This window comes from uncultured Gemella sp. (assembly GCF_963525165.1).
Classification (GTDB): Bacteria; Bacillota; Bacilli; order Staphylococcales; family Gemellaceae; genus Gemella.
Map to the genome: position 1 here is coordinate 16563 of NZ_CAURJN010000021.1, position 19513 is coordinate 36075.

At 30.2% G+C, this 19513-nt stretch carries 18 protein-coding genes; 1 reads left to right on the forward strand and 17 read right to left on the reverse strand.

Annotation, left to right across the window (positions count from 1 at the left end; translation table 11 throughout):
* Window positions 1-66: 66 nt before the first annotated feature.
* From RWQ74_RS05495 to RWQ74_RS05565, 15 genes are all read right to left on the reverse strand, one after another.
* Window positions 67-1005 carry a serine hydrolase gene (locus tag RWQ74_RS05495; protein ID WP_314397274.1) on the reverse strand — a complete coding sequence of 313 codons (939 nt, stop codon included), beginning with the start codon at window positions 1003-1005 and terminating at the stop codon, window positions 67-69.
* Between the two features lie 281 nt (window positions 1006-1286).
* Window positions 1287-2042, reverse strand: a complete 756-nt coding sequence (locus RWQ74_RS05500; protein WP_314397275.1) for a GNAT family N-acetyltransferase — start codon at window positions 2040-2042, stop codon at window positions 1287-1289.
* Between the two features lie 38 nt (window positions 2043-2080).
* On the reverse strand, window positions 2081-3247 hold the full coding sequence (locus RWQ74_RS05505) for a slei family protein (RefSeq protein ID WP_314397276.1): 1167 nt from the start codon (window positions 3245-3247) through the stop codon (window positions 2081-2083).
* Window positions 3248-4195, reverse strand: a complete 948-nt coding sequence (locus RWQ74_RS05510) for a polyprenyl synthetase family protein (protein ID WP_314397277.1) — start codon at window positions 4193-4195, stop codon at window positions 3248-3250.
* A gap of 17 nt (window positions 4196-4212) precedes the next feature.
* The gene (locus RWQ74_RS05515) at window positions 4213-4599 is read right to left on the reverse strand and encodes a hypothetical protein (protein ID WP_314397278.1); all 387 of its coding nucleotides are present in this window, start codon (window positions 4597-4599) and stop codon (window positions 4213-4215) included.
* 217 nt (window positions 4600-4816) lie between these two features.
* Window positions 4817-5086: a hypothetical protein gene (locus tag RWQ74_RS05520; protein WP_314397279.1), complete on the reverse strand. Its 270-nt coding sequence runs from the start codon at window positions 5084-5086 to the stop codon at window positions 4817-4819.
* 23 nt (window positions 5087-5109) lie between these two features.
* The gene (locus RWQ74_RS05525; RefSeq protein ID WP_314397280.1) at window positions 5110-5565 is read right to left on the reverse strand and encodes a DUF4064 domain-containing protein; all 456 of its coding nucleotides are present in this window, start codon (window positions 5563-5565) and stop codon (window positions 5110-5112) included.
* A gap of 135 nt (window positions 5566-5700) precedes the next feature.
* Window positions 5701-5997 carry a hypothetical protein gene (locus RWQ74_RS05530; RefSeq protein WP_314397281.1) on the reverse strand — a complete coding sequence of 99 codons (297 nt, stop codon included), beginning with the start codon at window positions 5995-5997 and terminating at the stop codon, window positions 5701-5703.
* Window positions 5998-6261: 264 nt separating this feature from the next.
* Complete coding sequence (locus RWQ74_RS05535; RefSeq protein ID WP_314397282.1) at window positions 6262-7491, reverse strand: HAMP domain-containing sensor histidine kinase; 1230 nt, start codon at window positions 7489-7491, stop codon at window positions 6262-6264.
* A complete protein-coding gene (locus tag RWQ74_RS05540) occupies window positions 7484-8161 on the reverse strand; it encodes a response regulator transcription factor (RefSeq protein WP_314397283.1) in 678 nt (225 codons plus the stop codon). The genes RWQ74_RS05535 and RWQ74_RS05540 overlap by 8 nt, the downstream gene beginning before the upstream one ends.
* A 418-nt stretch (window positions 8162-8579) precedes the next feature.
* Complete coding sequence (locus tag RWQ74_RS05545) at window positions 8580-8735, reverse strand: methyltransferase (protein WP_314397284.1); 156 nt, start codon at window positions 8733-8735, stop codon at window positions 8580-8582.
* A gap of 15 nt (window positions 8736-8750) precedes the next feature.
* Window positions 8751-9332, reverse strand: coding sequence for a methyltransferase domain-containing protein (locus tag RWQ74_RS05550; protein ID WP_314397285.1), 582 nt, complete (start codon window positions 9330-9332; stop codon window positions 8751-8753).
* A gap of 348 nt (window positions 9333-9680) precedes the next feature.
* A complete protein-coding gene (locus RWQ74_RS05555; RefSeq protein ID WP_314397286.1) occupies window positions 9681-10616 on the reverse strand; it encodes a carbohydrate kinase in 936 nt (311 codons plus the stop codon).
* 1 nt (window position 10617) lies between these two features.
* The gene (locus RWQ74_RS05560; protein ID WP_314397287.1) at window positions 10618-11928 is read right to left on the reverse strand and encodes a glycoside hydrolase family 32 protein; all 1311 of its coding nucleotides are present in this window, start codon (window positions 11926-11928) and stop codon (window positions 10618-10620) included.
* Window positions 11918-13420 (reverse strand): sucrose-specific PTS transporter subunit IIBC, encoded by a 1503-nt coding sequence (locus RWQ74_RS05565; RefSeq protein WP_314397288.1) that lies wholly within the window; start codon window positions 13418-13420, stop codon window positions 11918-11920. The genes RWQ74_RS05560 and RWQ74_RS05565 overlap by 11 nt, the downstream gene beginning before the upstream one ends.
* Window positions 13421-13652: 232 nt before the next feature.
* On the opposite strand from RWQ74_RS05565, the gene RWQ74_RS05570 reads away from it, so the two are divergent.
* The gene (locus RWQ74_RS05570) at window positions 13653-15416 is read left to right on the forward strand and encodes a glycerophosphodiester phosphodiesterase (protein ID WP_314397289.1); all 1764 of its coding nucleotides are present in this window, start codon (window positions 13653-13655) and stop codon (window positions 15414-15416) included.
* A 139-nt stretch (window positions 15417-15555) separates the two neighbouring features.
* On the opposite strand, the gene RWQ74_RS05575 is transcribed toward RWQ74_RS05570, so the two are convergent.
* Window positions 15556-16482, reverse strand: coding sequence for an Rpn family recombination-promoting nuclease/putative transposase (locus RWQ74_RS05575; RefSeq protein ID WP_314397290.1), 927 nt, complete (start codon window positions 16480-16482; stop codon window positions 15556-15558).
* A 246-nt stretch (window positions 16483-16728) separates the two neighbouring features.
* Window positions 16729-19513, reverse strand: a 2785-nt coding sequence (locus RWQ74_RS05580) for a DUF1542 domain-containing protein (protein WP_314397291.1), incomplete at its 5' end; no start/stop codon positions are given.

The following is a 19513-nucleotide window of genomic DNA, read 5'->3' on the forward strand; positions in this document are numbered from 1 at the left end:
TTTGAGTCAGCCCACTATAACCTTAGCTTCATTGAGAAAATAAAATTTCATGTTCATATTTTCTTACTACATATTTTTATTTGTAATCTCATCAATTTTTTTCGCAATATTTTTTATACTTTGTCCTGAATTATTCAAATTATTTGTATAAATTAACAACATATAATCCTTATCACCAAAAACTAAAGCTGTATCGTGATAATTCGTCTCTATAGCTCCATACTTACTAGCTACTTTCTTATTCGGAATACCCTCTTTTATCCATTCACCATCATCTGAATCCTCAAGATATTTTAGTAATTCTGGATATTTATCTTGTTCTTTATACAACTTCGTCCATACTACTTCCATCATCGCTGGAGTAATTCTATTATTTAGAGCTTCTTCTTGCGGTAATGTCACACCTAATTCTGCTAAATACTTAACTACAAAAGTCGATGCAGTAGCGCTACTTCCCATCAGCATATTAGTAGCCGTATTATCAGAATATTGAATCATATTTTGAATAACATATTCTAATTTGTAACTATCTTTCTTTTGGTTATTAGTGATCTGACCATTACCTTCTTCTAAAAATTTCTCATTATAAAAAATATCAGCATTTTTTGATACTTCACCATTTCTTATACGATCATATATCTTCATTGCATACACAACCTTAATTGTACTAGCTGCAGTAAAGTAATGCTTATCCTCTTGTGCATATCTATACCCTGTAGAGAAATTTTTATAAACAATACCTATTTCATTATTCCCTTTATATTGTTCGATAACCCGGTCTAAAGCCTCATTTAATTCTGTATCACTAAGCCTCTTGTTCTCTACTATCGGCTCTTCTTTTTTATTTTCTTCATTCTGTGCCTCTTGTTTCGCCATCTCCTGTTGCTTAATAGCATCTTTTCTAGCCTTTATGTGCCCCCCTGCAGAAAACACTCCGTAAACAATTAATATCACTGCTATTGATTCAATTATAAACTTTAAAACTCTTTTTCCAGTTCTCTTCACTACTCTACTCACATCCTTTATCCATATATTCTTATACTAGTGTACTATATATTAACTGTTTTAACAATAATAATACGAAAATAATCTTAAAAATAAAATTCGGTATTTCTAACTTTTTTTAAATTAAAACTCACTTTAAAAATTAACAAAAATCATTTTTACAACCCATTATACAAAATTTTCTTTAAATACACTAAAAATTTATGACAAAATCTTTAATTTAGTACAATTATTAAAAAGAGTAACTCATTATATATAATTTGAATTACCCTTTTATAAATTTAAAGATTAGTTTTTAAGTAAAAATCTTGCTCCGATATCTTAGAAAACCCTATGTTCTCATACATATATTTTGGAGTATCATTAGCATCTACTACTAGAATTACATTTTCTTTTCGTTCATTATTTATTGCAAAACTAATTATGTGTTTAGCTATACCACGATTTCTATATTCAGGTGTTATATATAGATTATCAATTTCAAAAAAATTATTTTTAACGATAACATTAGCTGAACCGATTATTTTTTCTCCGTCCTTAGCGACAAGTTGTTTAATATTCTCAGATCTAATATCTTCATAAAGTATCGTCTGATTGTGCTCAGCCCATTCTTCATTGCTTGATTCCATATCTATTTTGTATTGGAATTTTAAATATCTATTTAAATCTGGTTTCTGTAGATATTCAACAGTAAACTCACTTATCTCCTGTTCTACAAAATCTCTAATATTCAAATAATATAGATATAGATTAATCTCACTAAAACTTTCCTTTTTTAAATATTTCTTTAATTTTCTTGATAACGTCACATTCTCCATTGCTGCTAAATGAATAAAGTTGACCCCTTTATCTCTAAAAAAGTTTCTGCATGAAGAGACATAATATTCAAGCTCTTCTATCGTAGTAGGCTCTTTTTTCATTAATAAATAATTTCCACTAAAGTATAACTTAGACTTTATAGTTTGATAGATTACATAACTATCAGTTTCTACAGCCGACTTTGCTCTGGAATAAATATCTTTAAAGCTATAATCCATAATTCACACCTCCTATTCTTAATGTAATTTATCTTATACTAATGATGTCCATGTGGTCCATGATGATGTTCAAAATGATTAATTATTTCTAAAACTCTTGAACTTCCAGTCAAATCATAAACATTTCTTAAAGTCTCCACATATGTTGGATCATCATGTAAAACATCAAAATATGCAACGACTTCTTCTTCTACAAAATCGATATAATCTTCCTCTTCTGACAGAGCATTTAATGCTGCACCTAGAAGAATCGGATCATCTTTTAGCAACGCATTACCATTATATAAATCATAGATTTTTTCATACTCATATAATGATTTAAGCGCGTGTATAGTTATAAATAATGTTTCTTCCGAAAGACCTTGTGCTGTTAATACCTCTTGCATTAACGTACGAATAGTATCGTATTGCTGATCTTCTTTATACAGAGAAATTAGATGTAAATAACCGCTAATAGCCATTCCCTGTAGCTCTACATATTTTTCTAAGTATCTCTTAGCCTCATCACCTTTTGACATGTGCCCTAAATGTAAGTACGCTTCTGTAAAATCAGGATCAAGAGCAATAGTTTTTAATAAGTGCATTTTAGATTTTTCTAAGTTTTGGATTTGATTATATGCGAATGCTAAAGAGAATAAAATTCCTGGATCCTCATATCCTCTTCCGTTTTGATTATAGAAATCAATAGCCTCTTCAAACAATCCTAAAGCAAATAAATTATCAAATACAGTTTGGAAATTCTCTAAAGATGGTTCTTCATAGAAAATTCTCTCACTTAAGCTTCTAGCTTTATCTTCTCTTCCTGTTGTTAAATAAATCCCTACTAACTCTTTATCAATTGCACGAATAGCCTCATCAAAATCTGTTCCGGCTCTTGCAGCTAAGAACTTTTCTTCAGCAATTTCATATAATTCATCTTCTAAATATATTAGACCTTCTTGATATAAAATCGCGGGTGTTTTTGGAGAATTATACAATACTACTAACGCATCATCTTTCTTATCTAGATAAAGAAGATTGTGAACATATCCTTCAATAGCTGTGTCTTCTTCTCTGTTTTGTTCATAAATTACTCTTGATAATTCTAAACATTCATCAAATAACCCATTATCTAAAAGTACTGTACGAAATTCCTCCTGCTGCTCTCTATCTAATGCAGAAAAATCTATATCTTTTAATTCCTCTAAAAATTTTTGTAAATCCATCTAATTATCTCTCCTTGCTAACTTATTCATTATAAAAGTTAATTCATTTTTTACAGTAGATTCTATATTATCTATGCTCTTATGAGCTTTTTCTAAATATTTTCCACTTATAGTCAATGTCTCTGATAAAATCTTATCATTATTTTTTATATAATTTATAATCTCTTCTTTTTCTTTTCTACTAGTTTTTTTTGTGAAATTATTAAATAATTCTGGATTTTCTTTCTTTGCTATTAAAGCTGGTAATGTAATATTACCATTCATTAAATCTTGCCCTACCTCTTTTCCAAGATTCTGTACTCCACCTGCAAAATCTAAGTAATCATCTATTATTTGATAGCTCATTCCTAAATAGTAACCAAATGAAAAAGTACTACGTATATCTTCATCAGAAGCTCTAGCTACTATACTTCCTGCAACACAAGAGAAGGCAATTAATATCGCTGTTTTTCTCTTAATCTTCTTAAGATAGTCTAGTCTTCTAGTCTTAACATTATACAAACCATCTTCTTGAATAAGCTCACCTATACAAAGTTCCTTTAGAGTCTCTGTCAAATAGATATGTATTCTCTTATCTTCAAACTTAGCAACTTCTCTTAAAACTACTGCAAAAAGATAATCTCCTAAATAAAGGGCAAATTCATTTCCATACTGTTTATTCATTGTAACACTTCCACGTCTTGTATCTGCATTATCAATAATATCATCATGAATCAAACTAGCAGTATGAATTATTTCAACTATACTAGCCATTCGAATTATATCTTTTCTATTCAATTCAAAATTTCCTAATTTGGCACACATAAGTAAAAGAAGAACTCTAACCCTCTTCCCACCATTTAGAAAATACTTCTTGATAATTTCATTTAATCTATCATCTTCACTTCTAGTAATATCAAAAATATCTTCTAGGACTTCATGTACCAAAATTTCATACTGTTTTAACATTCTATTCTCCATTAATCTTATACAAAGACCACCGCTTTACTATCAAATTCTTGAAACTCGATATTGTAAAAATTAAACCATGTCTTTATTATACTTAAATAAAACTCTTCCTCACTCATTCTCTTAGTAAGAATTTGAAAGTACCCAACTCGCATAGTTTCAGTCAAAATACTTAACTTATTCAAATCATCTTTTAGTAAACTATAATACTCAAAACTAAAATAATCTCCAAGTAATATTGACTTCGACTCGATAGGTTCGAATCTAGCACTGTGGCTGTGCAAAGAACTTAAAGCACAAAAAATAGCCGTATTATATCTCTCGTTATTAAAACTATATTTTTCTATAAAAGGTATAATATTTAATTTTTCTATTAATCTTTCATTATAATTATATTTTTTCATAATAAATCCTTCATTATTTATCTGTATAAATTATACCACAATATTGTAATTTATTAAAATTTGATTATCTAAATTTCAAACAAAAAAATTTTATACATTGAATATCCCCGATAATAATAAAAATTAAGAGCAACCTTAAAATCATGATTTAGAAATCACTACCATAAAGTTACTCTATAAATTTATTCATTTTTGAAAATCAATATATTATAAATGGCTATATCTTTTCTACAACTAATTCTATATCGTTGTTTCTTAATATCTTTATCGTATTTAATTCACTTATTAAAATTAAAAACATTACTAATGTAAGAATTGCTTTAGTAGATATATTATCCGTATTATTGCTAATCATACCTAGAAATACATAACAAATTATACTATTATGCCAATTAGATTGTTTCATATACTCCGAATTTTTAAAGCTTATATAAAGACTATATAAAACTATAAACAATTGACAAAAAACTAAAATATTACCAACCATAGAAATTCTCCTTAATTTTATCCTTACAGATAATTAACTGTTTCTTGATATTCCGCAGGTCTTTCTTTTCTAACAAATAGCATAATAGCCACGATGAAGTAGAATAGATATACTGGAATTAACACCCCTACAGTTCCAACAGCTACTACTATTGCCAACAATAAGAAAAGCACTCCAGATAAAATACGTTTTTTCATTAAAAGCGTCGCTAATAACGCCACAACAACTAATACGATTAACAGAACTGAATACATTTTTAAACCTTGAATTGTGTAATCAAGTATTTGTTCAGCTGATAAGTTAACCCCGTTAGGATTTTTAGCAATTTCTTGTTTAAAAAGATTTAAAAATTCTTGATTATCTTTTAAAACTGAAATTTTAAAGAATGATCCATACGCTAAAAATCCCGTTAAAACTATTAAAATAACATTAGCAATCCATGCTAAAACTTTCTCTACTCTTCTATTGAATGGTTTCATAATAAACCCCTCCTTTTATAAACTCAAGGATTTTCTCCTTAATTAATTATAACATAAAACGTTCTCATAATATATAGTAATTTACCTAAATTAACAAATTTTATACCTGAAATGAGATTCTTTAAAATCCACTAATTAGAGATTTTTATTATCCATTCTTGTATCTTTATGTGAATTTTTATTTCTATCAAGATATTTTTTATAAAATAATATATGACACAGAGATACAAAAATGAATAAACCAAATAAATATAATATCTCCCTTGTAATTTGATAATCATCAATCGTTAGCAATGCTATAAATAAAAGGATTATCACCTCAATACAATAAAAAATAACTGCTATAATTCTCTGAATTCTATTAAATTTTTTTAGTGATTTTTTCGCATTATCAACAACCCCAATTAGAAAATCAAAAAATACATCAAACATCATTTCTTCTCCTTTACAAATAATTTATTACAAATATTTACTACCAAGATGCCATCTCCTATTCTTTATAGAATTATAACTAATATCACAGATAGTCATATATAAAGGGGCTAATCCAAAAGTCCTAAATTTAAAGATAACTCATAGACGCAGTGGTTTATTGATATCTAAATTCGCTTTATAAAGACTTCTTTGATATCTAATAAACTTTATGGGAATGGCTTGATAAAATCAATTTTATCAAGCCATTCCCACTACTTTTAATTAATATCTTTCACCAAGTGTAAAACGCATTTCTATTCTAAAGATTCCATCTTCAGGTGCATACGCTTTAATAAGTTCTTTGTGTTTTTCAACGATAAGCTGCGCCATAGATAATCCTATACCATATCCTTTAATGGCACTATTTCTTGACTCATCTAAACGATAAAAACGATCAAAAACTTTGCTCAAATCACCTTTCTTAACCTCAGCTTTATTAGAAATCTTCATTATTGCATTTCTTCTATTCTTCTTAAGTGTTATTAGTATATCGCCACCTTCAGGCGCGTACTTAATAGCATTTTCTAATAGTATATCCATAAGTTGAACTATTGAGGCTTGCTCTCCATAATAACTTAAATTCGCATCAATGTCAGTGATTAGATATCTTTTTTGGAAATCTGCTAGCTCACTGAAATCCTCGATTCTTGACTTCAACGCATCTGACAAGTCAAAACTCGTTCGTTCAACAGTATCTTTTTCTTCCATTCTACTAAATACTACCAAGCTATTTACTAGACTTGTTAGACGATCTACCTGGTTATGAATATTATTTGTCCACTTAGAGTCCCCATGTTCCATTTCTAATACATCAGCATTAGAACTAATTATAGCTAATGGCGTCTTTAACTCATGACTAGCTCCAGTTATAAATTGTTTTTGTTTTATATAGCTTTGCTGTATTGGAGCAATAACTCTTTTAGATATTAAAATTATTAGTAATAATACTGACACTACTACAACAATACACATCAAAACACTGTTTTGGGCGAATGATTCATATGAATCTAATTCACGCTGACAGTTTAGAAATAAAATTAAGTTTCCTACTTCAGTATTAACTTTTAAATATCTGTAACTACCGATAAATCCACTAGTTCCACCTTTTTCTAAAGCTTGAAGCACCTTGTTTTGTAAAGCGTCATGGTCTGGTACTAGTGTATCGTCACGATATGCTTTTATTATTTTACCAAAATTATCAACCTTAGCAATCGAAAAACCATTATAGTCTGTCGGACTTGATGAATTTTTCGTGATTACTAAATCATCACCATCTTCAGTAAAGATTTTTGTTAGAGCCTGCGACTTAGAAGCATCTAATAGTGTATTATCAATTCTCTCTTCAAGTTTATTAAAGTTAATAATATTTAATGCAACTGCTAGAACAGTTATTACTACAGCTACACTACCTACTGCCGTTATTATGAATTTCTTCCTGAGACTCTTAAACATCTAGCATCTCCAGAGTATATCCTACATTTCTAGTAGCTTTGATGTGGACATTAGCATCTAATGCTTTTAATTTCTTTCTTAAATACGAAATATTAACCCACACTACGTTAATTTCAGAATCACTGTCATAACCCCAGATTCTTTCTAAAAATTGTTCAGTTTGAATTACATTTCCTGGATTTCTCATCAACAATTCCATCATTTGATATTCTTTATTAGATAATCTTACTTTATCCTTTTCTGTAGCTAACTCAAATGTGTGTTTACTTAAACTTACATTTCCTAATTCTAATACATTACTAGTAAATGTAGCTTGTCTTCTTGTCATTGAACGCACTCTCGCCAATAACTCTTTAGTAACAAAAGGTTTTGTTAGATAATCATCTGCCCCACTGTCTAAACCATATACTTTATCTTCAATTTCTGATTTAGCCGTAAGTAATAATACAGGCGTACTTTTTTTATTTTCTCTTAATTTTTTTACAACTGTTACTCCGTCCATTTGTGGCATCATGACATCAAGAATAGCACCATCATATTCGTCTAACATTAGATAATCTAATGCATCTTGTCCATTATTAACCACATCAACTGAGTAATGATTATGTTTTAACATTGCTTCAAGAGCATCTGCTAAGTCTTTTTCGTCCTCGGCTAATAATAACCTCATTGACTTTCACTCCTAACTATATTTTTATGTAATTTCCTAATATAAGTCTATTATATATACACAAACTAAAATTAAGTTTAAACAATTTTTCTAATTTTAAAAATATATTACTCTTAACTAAAAATTTTTTTATAATAAACTTAATCCATTAAATTTCTACACATGAAAGCTCTAATATTTAAATCCATAACTACACGCTTTCCTGTACACCTATATTTTACTTTATTTTACTTCGCCATGTCAAAAAAATGAGATCATTTTAATTTTTTTATCATTTAACACAGCTAAAATACCTATTATGATAAATCATCTACTTAAAATCAGAAAACTTTTACTAATTATGTATAAATTAATATCGAAGTACTTCTAGTTATTTTCAAATTTATATATTTTTAAGTAATAAGTTATAAAAAAATATTTACTTTCTACCTATTAATAAACCACTTTTGATATAATCTTTCATCCCTTTTCCATAGCCCCATTTTTCTGCATACTCATCTGTCACATCGGAATTTATTATCTGAAACTTAGTAAATCCTGCTTTTTTGATAATATCAGTCATCTCTTCTTCCAAAAGAGCACCCGCAACTCAAGTGCAATGCATTCTACTAGAATTTTTCCATTCTAATGGCAAGTCTTTTTTCAAAATAATATCAGATATTACAAACATACCATCGTCTTTAAGAATACGATAAATTTCATCATAAACTTTTTGCTTATCAGGTTCTAGGTTAATAACACAGTTACTAATAACTCTATCAACTGATTTATCTTCTAAAGGAATATTAATTAATTCACCTTTAATAAATTCAATATTATCGAACTTCTTATTATCACGAACTTTTCTTGCTTTTTCAAGCATCGAATCTAATCTATCTAGTCCATATAACGTTCCTACTTTAGGATTTTTCATCTTTGTAATGAAAATATCCATCCCTGCTCCACATCCTAGGTCGATTAAAGATTGTCCTTCCTTAATTTTCAAGTGGTTAATTGGATTTCCACAAGAAAGCCCCATATTAATTTCATCAGGAAATTCATTAATAATTTTTTCATCGTATCCTAATGACTTACTAAGTTCTTTAGGATCTATTTTCGTCTTCTGTTTGTTTTTTGAGATATTATCATAAAAATTATCTACTGATAATCTTATTTTAATATTGTTTTGCATACTTTCACCTATCTTTGCTTCATTTCTTACTTTAAATTAATTATATTTATTTCTCATCTTTATATTAACTAAGGATTACATCTACTAGTTTTATTAATTTCTTTTTATTTTTCAATTATTTAACACTAATTCTATCATAATAACCCACATTTTTCTATCTATAAAAAAGAGAGTAACTCCAAACTCATGATTTCAGAGAAATCAGTTTTGTTGAGTCACTCCCACAAAATTTATTAGATATCCAAAAGCTTTTATAAAGAGAATTTAGATATCAATAAATCACTGCATATTTGAGTTTTTATATAAACTTTGTTGAATTTTAGGGCTTTTAAGTTAGCCCGTTTATAATTATATTAAACTATTATACTCTTCTTCTGTTAAGTAACTTGAAATTGCACCTGTTTTTGTAGTTGTTAAACTAGCATAGTTTGTCGCAAATGTTGCCATATCTGACAGTTCTTCTTCTGAAATATTATTAAGTTCATAATTTAATAGTTTAGATAAGAATGAACCAGCAAATGCATCACCTGCACCAGTAGTGTCAACCGCTTTTATATTAGGGATTTCAGTTACTACCTTATGATTTTGATAGTAAACTTCTGCGCCGTGTTCTCCTTTAGTATAAAGAACAACTTTCATGTGGCTGAAGTCTTTTTTCAGCGCTTCTTCGATATTAGTAGTTCCTGTTAAAAATTCTAATTCATTATCAGCAACTTTAATTACATCAACATAAGGTAAAAATTCTTTAATAGTTTCAAGATATACTTTGTGATCATCCCAAAGATTGAATCGTAAGTTAACATCAAAAGAAATTAACACACCAGCTTCTTTAGCTTTTTTTAGTAATAAGTGATGGCTATCTTTTGATTCTTCTTGAATAGCAATACTTGCGAAGTGAATTGCTTCAATTTCTGATAAATCTACTTTTTCAACATCTTCTTTACTAATTCTTAATGTTGAAGAACCTTTAAAGTAAAAACTAAATGAACGGTCCCCTGTTTCATCTAAAGAAACAAATGCTAACGGTGTGAAACTATCAGCTTTACGGCTCACATATTTACAGTCTACATTTTCATTTTTTAAAGTATTCTCTAAAAAATCACCAAAACCATCTTGTCCTAATGATGTTAATAAATAACTCTTATGTCCTAGTTTTTGTGCAACACACGCCACGTTTGCTACACAGCCTCCAGCCTCTTTTTTAAACGATTTTACTTTATCAATTGTTCCTACACCTTCTCCTATAAAGTCAATTAGCATTTCTCCTATACATAAAACTGCCATTTTAGTTCTCCTCTCTAATTTCGATTGCTCCTAGTTCTTTTGCTACATAGTTAGTAGCTAATATTTTTACATCGTGATTTTCTGGATAGAATCTTGTCGAAATCGTAAATGATCCACCATTAGCGAATAATTCAATTGATGAACTATCAAATACTATTTCTACATCTTCTAAATCAAATTTATATTTTCTATCATTTCTCCCGTAACCACTAGTGCCAAAAGAAACTTTTAATTCTTTATTTTCATAGCTAACTTTAAAGTCAGCTACACTGATTTCAAAACTTTCTCCATGTTCTTGTTTATAATACCATATATTTTTATTAAAATCATTAGTTTTAATATCATTACCTAATAAATCTTTTACCGATTTATGTAACGTTTGTCTAACTTTACCATCCTTGAAATTTACTACACGAGGTACAGTTAAACAGTTTTGATACCCAAATTTTGTAGTTGGATTTGTATAGCTACTATCCGGAACATACATCCAACCGATTAAAATACGATTATTATCTTCATCTAAAAATGTTTGTGAGGCATAAAAATCATGCCCATAATCTAATAGTGTGAAGTTATCTAGTTTATCTACATTCTCAATTCCATCTTCAACTACAGAATATCCAATTTGATACATATTTTCATAATATGGGTACATTCTTGTAATACCTTGAGGTGAGAACATAAATATTTCTTTCCCATCTACTTCAAAATAATCAGGACATTCCCACATAAAGCCTAGATTTTTTTGTGAATAAATAGTTTTATATGGTTTAAGAGTATCTTTATCGTATACTAATAAACATCCATAATCATTGCTATCTCTAGCTCCTAGAACTAGATATTTTTTTCCATTTTTTTCAAATATTTTTGGATCTCTAACATGATTTGACATGTTAGGGTAATCATCTGTTTTTAACAGACATTTTTTCTCAGTAAAATTAATTCCATCTTCCGTTTCAAAAGATATGGTATTATGACCACGTCCAGCATGAACATAATCATAATCTCCTTTATATTTCACATTTCCTGTATAATAGAAGACTAATTTCCCATCTTCTATATTGGCACTTCCTGAATATACACCATGTGTTTCTTCTTCAATAGTTGGTGTTAAGAAAACGCCACGATCTTCATAATTTTTTAAATCACTACTAGTATAGTAATACCATAATTTTAGTCCACCATTTACTTCATATGAATATTGGTGAAAAATATGGTATTTCCCGTTAAAGTAAGCTAATCCATTCGGATCATTAAGCCAACCTTTAGTAGGTTCTAAATGAAGATTTTGTTTCCAATTATTAGCTAGCATTTACAAGCTCCTTCTTAGTTTTGAAGAAGTATGCTGTTACTGAGAATGAAACGATGAATGATAATGCTAAACCAATACCAAATGTTGACCAGTGGTTTGCAGGAATTGATAAGAATCCTGGAAGACCAGCTGCTCCTAATGCTGATGCAAATACTTTGTTTAATCCAATCCATGCACTTCCTACAGCACTTCCTGCTATAGCTCCATAGAATGGATATCTAAGTCTTAAGTTAACCCCGAACATAGCTGGCTCTGTAATACCTAATAATGCAGAAATACCAGATGCTGATGAGATTGATTTCATTTTTGTGTTTTTAGAGAATACTAATACTGCAAGAACCGCAGCACCTTGCGCTACATTAGACATAGATGCAATTGGGAAGATAAATGTTAATCCTGTTGCAGCCAGTAATTGAGTTTCTATAGCTGAGAAGCTTTGATGTAATCCAGTGATTACGATTGGTGCGTAGAATAAACCGAAAATACCTGCTCCTATGAATCCGCCTTGCATATATAACCATTGTAATCCTTCACCTAATAAAGTACCAGCTTCACGAAGTACAGGCCCCATCCATGCGAATGTTACAAATCCAGTTACGAATAATGAAACTAACGGTGTAGTTAAGTTATCTAACCATGATGGAGTTACACGACGTAGGAATTTCTCAACTGTTGCTAATAACCATGCAGCTACAAGAATTGGTAATACTGTACCTTGATATCCTACTTTAGCAATCTTAAATCCAAACACATCCCAATATTGCAAAGCTGTAACTCTTTGTAATCCATCTACTGCTTGACCGTTTTGATTAACGATATCTAATGCTGGTGCAAGAAGTTGGTTTGTAGCTGGATCTAATTTTCCAAATACATAAAAGTTCATCACATCTGGGTGAACCATTAACATTGCAAGAGCAGCTCCTAGATATGGATTCCCACCAAATCGTTTAGTTGCAGAAAAACCAATTAATACTGGTAAGAAAACAAATGGTGCGTTCGCAAATACGTTAACCATATCTGCAAGACCTGCAATACCAGGGTTAGCTTCAATAACAGATTTCCCAGTGTAGAATAAATCTTTCGCTGTTAATACGTTGTTAATCCCCATTAAAAGACCACCAGCAACAATTGCTGGAATGATCGGAACGAAAATATCACTTAACATTTTTACAAATCGTTGTAGTGGATTTCCTTTACGTTTCTTGCTTGTAGTTTTTTCTCCTTCACCTTCACTTGGAGCTCCACCTTTGTATACTTCGTTATACTTAGCGAAAACTTGTTGAACAAGACCACTTCCAAAGATTAATTGAAGTTGTCCATTATTAAAGAATACACCTTTAACTCCTTCAATATCTTCAAGTTTTTCCTTATTATATTTGTTCTCATCGTTTAATTCTATACGAAGACGAGTTGCACAGTGAACAACAGAACTAATGTTTTCTTCACCACCACTATGCTCAACAACTTCAGTTATAACTTTTTTTAAATCCATAGTCATTTCTCCTTTTTATTTTTTAATTTATATAATGACATTTAAAAATTATCAAATATAAATGGTAACGTTACTTTTTTATTTTAACCTACTTATACTTGTTTGTCAAGAAAAAAAGGTAACGTTACTTTTTATTTTTAAAAGTTTTCTTTATTCCTCCAATTTCTTGCTACATAATTTTATTTTTGGTATAATCTAGTAGCATAAAAATACTATAGAAAGTGAGGTTATCATGAATTTTACAATTAGAAATTTATTCTTTAGTGTATTAAAAAATATTAATCGTTATAAATTCACTTATATTTCAATCGCAGCTGTTATTCAATTTATTTTAATCTGTGGTTTATGGATAATCGCTAGAATTTTCCAACTAGCCCTTACCCTTGCTGGTGAAGAATATTTAGACAAGAACAATATTTTAAGCATATTAATCAATCCATATAGTTTTGTAATATTAAATATATTAATACTTATAGTAGCATTCTTCATGTTTATTGAGTTTTCCATACTTACCTTTACTATTTATGGGCAATTAACTGATAGACAATATTCATTCAAAAATATATTAAACAATGCTTGGAAAAAAACTAAAAACCTAGCAGGTTTTCAAACTTTATTTTTTATAGTCTACTTCCTGATAACTATACCAACTATCAATCTTGGTGTTAAATCTGTTATCGCAAAGAATTTATTTATTCCAAAATTTATTAGTAATGAAATAATGAAAACTACTAGTGGTTTTATTATCTGGGGTTTTATAATGTTAATACTAGCATATATAAATCTTAGACTAATTTTCACCCTTCCACTAACTGCTGTAGGTGATGAAAAAATACTAGATAGCATTAGAAAAAGTTGGGAACTTACAAAAACTGGAAAAAGAAAATTATTATTTACTATTGGTTTATTTGAAATTATATATATAATAATAACTGGAATCTTAACAGCTCTAATTACAATTATTTGTATATACTTCGATGACGACGGGAATAATCCTCTAGTTCAAACTCTATTTTTCTCGTCAATTAGTGCACTTATTTTCTTTCTTGGAGTTATCTCAAAAGTAACAGTTATCACCTCACTAATTACAATTCTTATCGATCATAATGAAATATCAGAAGAGCTAGTTAATAATCTTAATGAAAACAAGAAAAAATCAAGCTTCGCAATAACCTTTACAACTATCATTATAGTAATTGCAACGATTATCAATGGTTTTAATATATATGGGAATGGAGTTAATAAAAATATTGAAACAATAGCACACCGTGGATATGTTGCTTTAGGTGTTGAAAATTCGATTGAAGCTCTTGAAGGTGCTGCAAAAGCAGGTGCTGATTACGTAGAATTCGATATTATACTAACAAAGGATAATAAATTTGTCGTTATACATGACTTTAATCTGAAAAGACTTGCTGGCATAAAAAAGAAAGTTCAAGATATGAATTTTGATGAAGTAGTAGGTTTAACAATTAAACAAGGAGATTATACTAGTAAAATTCCGTCACTAGAAGAATTTGTAGCTAAAGCAAAAGAATTAAATATGAAGCTTGTAATTGAACTAAAACCTCATGGGCGCGAACCAGCAAATTATATCAACATATTTATTAATGAAGTTAAAAGATTAAAACTTGAAAATTATAAATTCATGTCTATTGACTCTAAAGTAATAGAAGAACTAGAAACAAAAGCACCAGACTTGGAAACTGGTTATGTAATTCCACTTCAGTTCGGAAACTTTCACCAAAGTAACGTCGACTTTTTTGTAATAGAAGATTTTTCTTATAGAGATCATCTTGTAGAACAAGCTAAAAAACAAAATAAAAAAGTTTTTGTTTGGACCATAAATGATTCAGCATTAATTACTAAATATTTACAAAGCCCTGCAGACGGAATAATTACTGATGAACCTGAGCTTGTTAAAGAAGAGAAAGACGTTTTAGAAAATCATTATTCATATTTCGATAAAATATTAAGGCTAGTTAATTTTAGATAAAAATAATCAGGAGCAACTTAAAAATCGTGATTTCTTAAGAAATCACGATTTTTGAATCGCCATCTGCCAAATCATAAATTAGTTTTATATTATGGCGTTCTTCTATATTTTTTACTCCCTTTGTTTTTCTTCTATCTTTCTATAAATATTTATTTAATTCCTCAATATTTAGTTTTAATTGAGCGGCAGCTACTTCCGGAGAGATATGTCCGTTTTTCATTAGAGTAATAATTGCTTCTTCAATTCCTTCTGCTCGTCCTTCTTCTCGTCCCTCAGCACGTCCTTCTGCTCGTCCTTCTGCTCGTCCTTCTGCTCGTCCTTCTTCTTGAGCATAAGCTAATGAAGCCCAATAATGATCTTGTTGTCTTGTTATCTCATCATACATACGTTGTTCCTCCTTAGTCCAGTTTCTAACATTAAGTAAATCATCAGCCCGATCTATCACTTCTCCAGGTTCGCTTGTATATTTCTTATTCCCGAAAAACTCTAGCCAACGTACTTTATTGTAACTTTCTTTTAGTTCTGGTTTATATTTTTTTAATTCTAAAAATACAATTTTTAATAATGGCATTTCTTTAGTGGCGTTATCTACATACATTTTTAATTCTGTATTTCTTGTTTCCTCTTTGATTAAAAAAGTACTTATAGGATCTTCTCCATCAAAATAGTTTTGGTCAACAATGGCTGCAACATAAACTGGCGGTAATTTTCTATAAATAGCCAGTTTTTCTTTTTCTGTTTGTTTTAATCTTTCGATATTATCATTAACCTGTTTACACAGATATGACCAAATGCGATTAATGAAAAACACTTGTTTAGCCAGTTGAACTTCAATAATTACCTGTGCATGATTGTCTAGTTCAACTAATATATCAACAGCTATATTGAAATCTGTTTCTACATTACTGTTGGCTGAAAATATTTGATTCCCCTCAATTAATTTCGCACTTTTTGCTGATAAATCAAAAATATCTTTTACAAACTGTAACGCTACTTCTTCATTACGAAACACCTTTTTTACAACTAAGTCGTAAATAGGTTTTATATTTTTATGGCGTTCTTCCATATTTTTTCACTCCCTTTGTTTTAATCCTATTATTTATAAATTTTATTCTACCCTATTACTAACTTTATTATACTAGAAAAAAAATATTTTTTCTAATGATATCACTATACTATTTATGATTCTTCCCCGAAATAAAAACACAAAAAATCCAAGAAATGAACCTTTCGATTCACTCTTGGATTGCTGTCTCTTTTCGATTATCTAACAGATAATTTTAAAGAATTATTTTTGATGATTTAGTAATTTTTACTCTTCATCTTTTTTACGTCTTTTAGCTACCGCTAGTAAGCTTCCTAGTACCGCTAATCCTAGACCTGCAAGACCAGTATTAGTTTCAGTTGCACCTGTATTTGGTAACGTGTTTTTAGAAGATTTTGAATCTTCTTTAGAAATACTACTACGTTTTTCTTCTCTAATAGTATTTTCAGTAGTTTTATCTACACGAACTTTATCTTCAGGACGTCTACTATCTTCTGAACCTTTAGAATTATCAATAGATTTCTTAACTACTTCTACCGGAACCTCAACAGTTGCGTAACTTTCATCAGAAAGCTTAATAGTAACCTTCGCTAATGTAGCACCTAAGATTGTTGTCGTTGGTTTTTCAATTTCAACAACTTCTAGTCCCTCTGGTAAATCAAGTTTTGATAATACATCTTGATCAGAAATATCACTTCCAAGCTCGATAGATACAGTTCCTTGTACTAATGATTTAAGAGCTTCTTCAAAATCAAATGTTGGAAGAGCGAATACTAATGCCTCTTGATCAATTTGGTATAAGAATGGTCTTAAAGCTTTTTCTATTGCCTCGATACTTGTTGCTTTATCAATTGCATCCTTCGCTGCTTTAGCTTCTTCACGTGCCAATGCTTTCGCCTTAACTTTTTCTTCAGGAGTTAAATCTGTACTTTCATCGATTTCTTTTTCTTTATTAGCTAATGCCTCTTCCACAGCTTTCTTAGCTTCTTCTTTAGCACCTACTGGATTAATCTTAGCAATATTTTCTTTACCATCTTCTAACACTTTATTGATATCTTCTAAAGTTGTTGCCTTATCGATTGCGTTTTTCGCTGCTTCTGCTTCTTCTCTTGCAGCTTTTTTAGCTGCTTCTTTTTCTTCTTGAGTTAAGTCAGTTCTTGCATCGATTGCTTTTTCTTTTTCTGCTAAGGCTTCGTCTATTGCTTTTTTAGCTTTATCTTTAAGATTTTCTGGATTAATCTTCGCAATGTTTTCTTTACCGTCTTCTAGCACTTTATTGATATCTTCTAAAGTTGTTGCTTTATCAATTGCATTTTTCGCTGCTTCTGCTTCTTCTCTTGCCGCATTTTTCGCTGCTTCTTTTTCTTCTTGAGTTAAATCAGTTCTTGCATCGATTGCTTTTTCTTTTTCTGCTAAGGCTTCATCTATTGCTTTCTTAGCTTTATCTTTAAGATTCTCTGGATTAATCTTCGCAATATTTTCTTTTCCATCTTCTAATACTTTATTGATATCTTCTAAAGTTGTTGCCTTATCAATTGCATTTTTTGCTGCTTCTGCTTCTTCTCTTGCTGCTTCTTTAGCTGCTTCTTTTTCTTCTTGAGTTAAATCAGTTCTTGCATCAATTGCTTTTTCTTTTTCTGCTAAGGCTTCGTCTATTGCTTTTTTAGCTTTTTCTTTAGCACTTGTTACTGTTACTTTCTTGATATCATCTTTTCCAGTTTCAGTTACTTTATCAATATCAGATAATTCTGTTGCTTTATCAATTGCATTTTTCGCTGCTTCTGCTTCTTCTTCAACTCTTTCTTTAGCCGTTGCTTTTTCAGCATCTGTTAAATCTGGATTTGCATCAATTACTTTTTCTTTTGCTGCTTTTGCTGCTTCGATTTCTGCTTTTGCTGCTTCTTTTTCTATTGCTAGTTTTCCTGATTCTTTAGCTGAGGCAACATCTTCTGTTGTTGTTGCTTTGTCAATTGCATCAATTGCTTTCTTAGCTTCTTCCGCAATTTTCGCTTTAGCTTCGGCTTTTTGTTCATCTGTTAAATCTGAATTTGCATCAATTGCATTTGTTTTTTCTGATAATGATTTTTCGATTTCTGCTTTCGCTTTATCTTTTCCTACTGGATTTACTTCTGATACAGCTTTTGTTCCTTCAGTTTGTTTCGCATCTACTGAGGCTTGATCTGTTGCTTCATTAATTGCATTCACTGCTTCTATAGCTGCTTTAGCAACTTCTGCTTTCGCTTTATCTTTTTCTTTTTCTGATAATTTATCATCACGATCAATTTCAGCAAGTTTATCTTCAGTTGCTTTTTGAATCGCATCTAATGCTTTTTCTTTTCCTACTGGATTTACAGCTTCTACTGCTGAAGTTCCTGTTGTTTTTGCTACATCAACTCCAGCATTATCTGTTGCTACATCAATTGCTTTCTTAGCTTCATCCGCTGCTTTCGCTGCTTCTTCTTTCGCTGCTTGTTTTTCTGAATCTGAAAGTTTATCGTTTGCTTCAATCGCTTTTTCTTTCGATGATTTTGCGGCTTCGATCTCTGCTTTCGCTGCTTCTTTTTCTATTCCTAGTTTTCCTGCATCTGTTGCACTTGTTACACCGTCTTTTGTTGTTGCTTTATCGATTGCGTCTGTTGCTTTTGTTGCTTCTTCTGCTACTTTTGCTTTTGCCGCTGCTTTTTGTTCTGGTGTTAGCTCTGCATTTGCTTCAATCGCTTTTTCTTTCACCGCTTTCGCTGCTTCGATCTCTGCTTTCGCTGCTTCTCTTTCTATTCCTAGTTTTCCTGCATCTGTTGCACTTGTTACACCGTCTTTTGTTGTTGCTTTATCGATTGCGTCTGTTGCTTTTGTTGCTTCTTCTGCTACTTTTGCTTTTGCCGCTGCTTTTTGTTCTGGTGTTAACTCTGCATTCGTTTCGATTGCTTTTTCTTTCGCTGCTTTCGCTGCTTCGATTTCTGCTTTCGCTGCTTCTTTTTCTATTCCTAGTTTTCCTGTATCTGTTGCTGTTGTTACACCGTCTTTTGTTGTTGCTTGATCAATTGCTGCTGTT

Bases quoted from the DNA above. Each gene is read 5' to 3' on its own strand.
- RWQ74_RS05500 (WP_314397275.1), bottom strand. From the start codon at position 2,042: ATGGATTATAGCTTTAAAGATATTTATTCCAGAGCAAAGTCGGCTGTA.
- RWQ74_RS05505 (WP_314397276.1), bottom strand. From the start codon at position 3,247: ATGGATTTACAAAAATTTTTAGAGGAATTAAAAGATATAGATTTTTCT.
- RWQ74_RS05510 (WP_314397277.1), bottom strand. From the start codon at position 4,195: ATGTTAAAACAGTATGAAATTTTGGTACATGAAGTCCTAGAAGATATT.
- RWQ74_RS05515 (WP_314397278.1), bottom strand. From the start codon at position 4,599: ATGAAAAAATATAATTATAATGAAAGATTAATAGAAAAATTAAATATT.
- RWQ74_RS05520 (WP_314397279.1), bottom strand. From the start codon at position 5,086: ATGGTTGGTAATATTTTAGTTTTTTGTCAATTGTTTATAGTTTTATAT.
- RWQ74_RS05525 (WP_314397280.1), bottom strand. From the start codon at position 5,565: ATGAAACCATTCAATAGAAGAGTAGAGAAAGTTTTAGCATGGATTGCT.
- RWQ74_RS05530 (WP_314397281.1), bottom strand. From the start codon at position 5,997: ATGTTTGATGTATTTTTTGATTTTCTAATTGGGGTTGTTGATAATGCG.
- RWQ74_RS05535 (WP_314397282.1), bottom strand. From the start codon at position 7,491: ATGTTTAAGAGTCTCAGGAAGAAATTCATAATAACGGCAGTAGGTAGT.
- RWQ74_RS05540 (WP_314397283.1), bottom strand. From the start codon at position 8,161: ATGAGGTTATTATTAGCCGAGGACGAAAAAGACTTAGCAGATGCTCTT.
- RWQ74_RS05550 (WP_314397285.1), bottom strand. From the start codon at position 9,332: ATGCAAAACAATATTAAAATAAGATTATCAGTAGATAATTTTTATGAT.
- RWQ74_RS05555 (WP_314397286.1), bottom strand. From the start codon at position 10,616: ATGGCAGTTTTATGTATAGGAGAAATGCTAATTGACTTTATAGGAGAA.
- RWQ74_RS05560 (WP_314397287.1), bottom strand. From the start codon at position 11,928: ATGCTAGCTAATAATTGGAAACAAAATCTTCATTTAGAACCTACTAAA.
- RWQ74_RS05565 (WP_314397288.1), bottom strand. From the start codon at position 13,420: ATGGATTTAAAAAAAGTTATAACTGAAGTTGTTGAGCATAGTGGTGGT.
- RWQ74_RS05570 (WP_314397289.1), top strand. From the start codon at position 13,653: ATGAATTTTACAATTAGAAATTTATTCTTTAGTGTATTAAAAAATATT.
- RWQ74_RS05575 (WP_314397290.1), bottom strand. From the start codon at position 16,482: ATGGAAGAACGCCATAAAAATATAAAACCTATTTACGACTTAGTTGTA.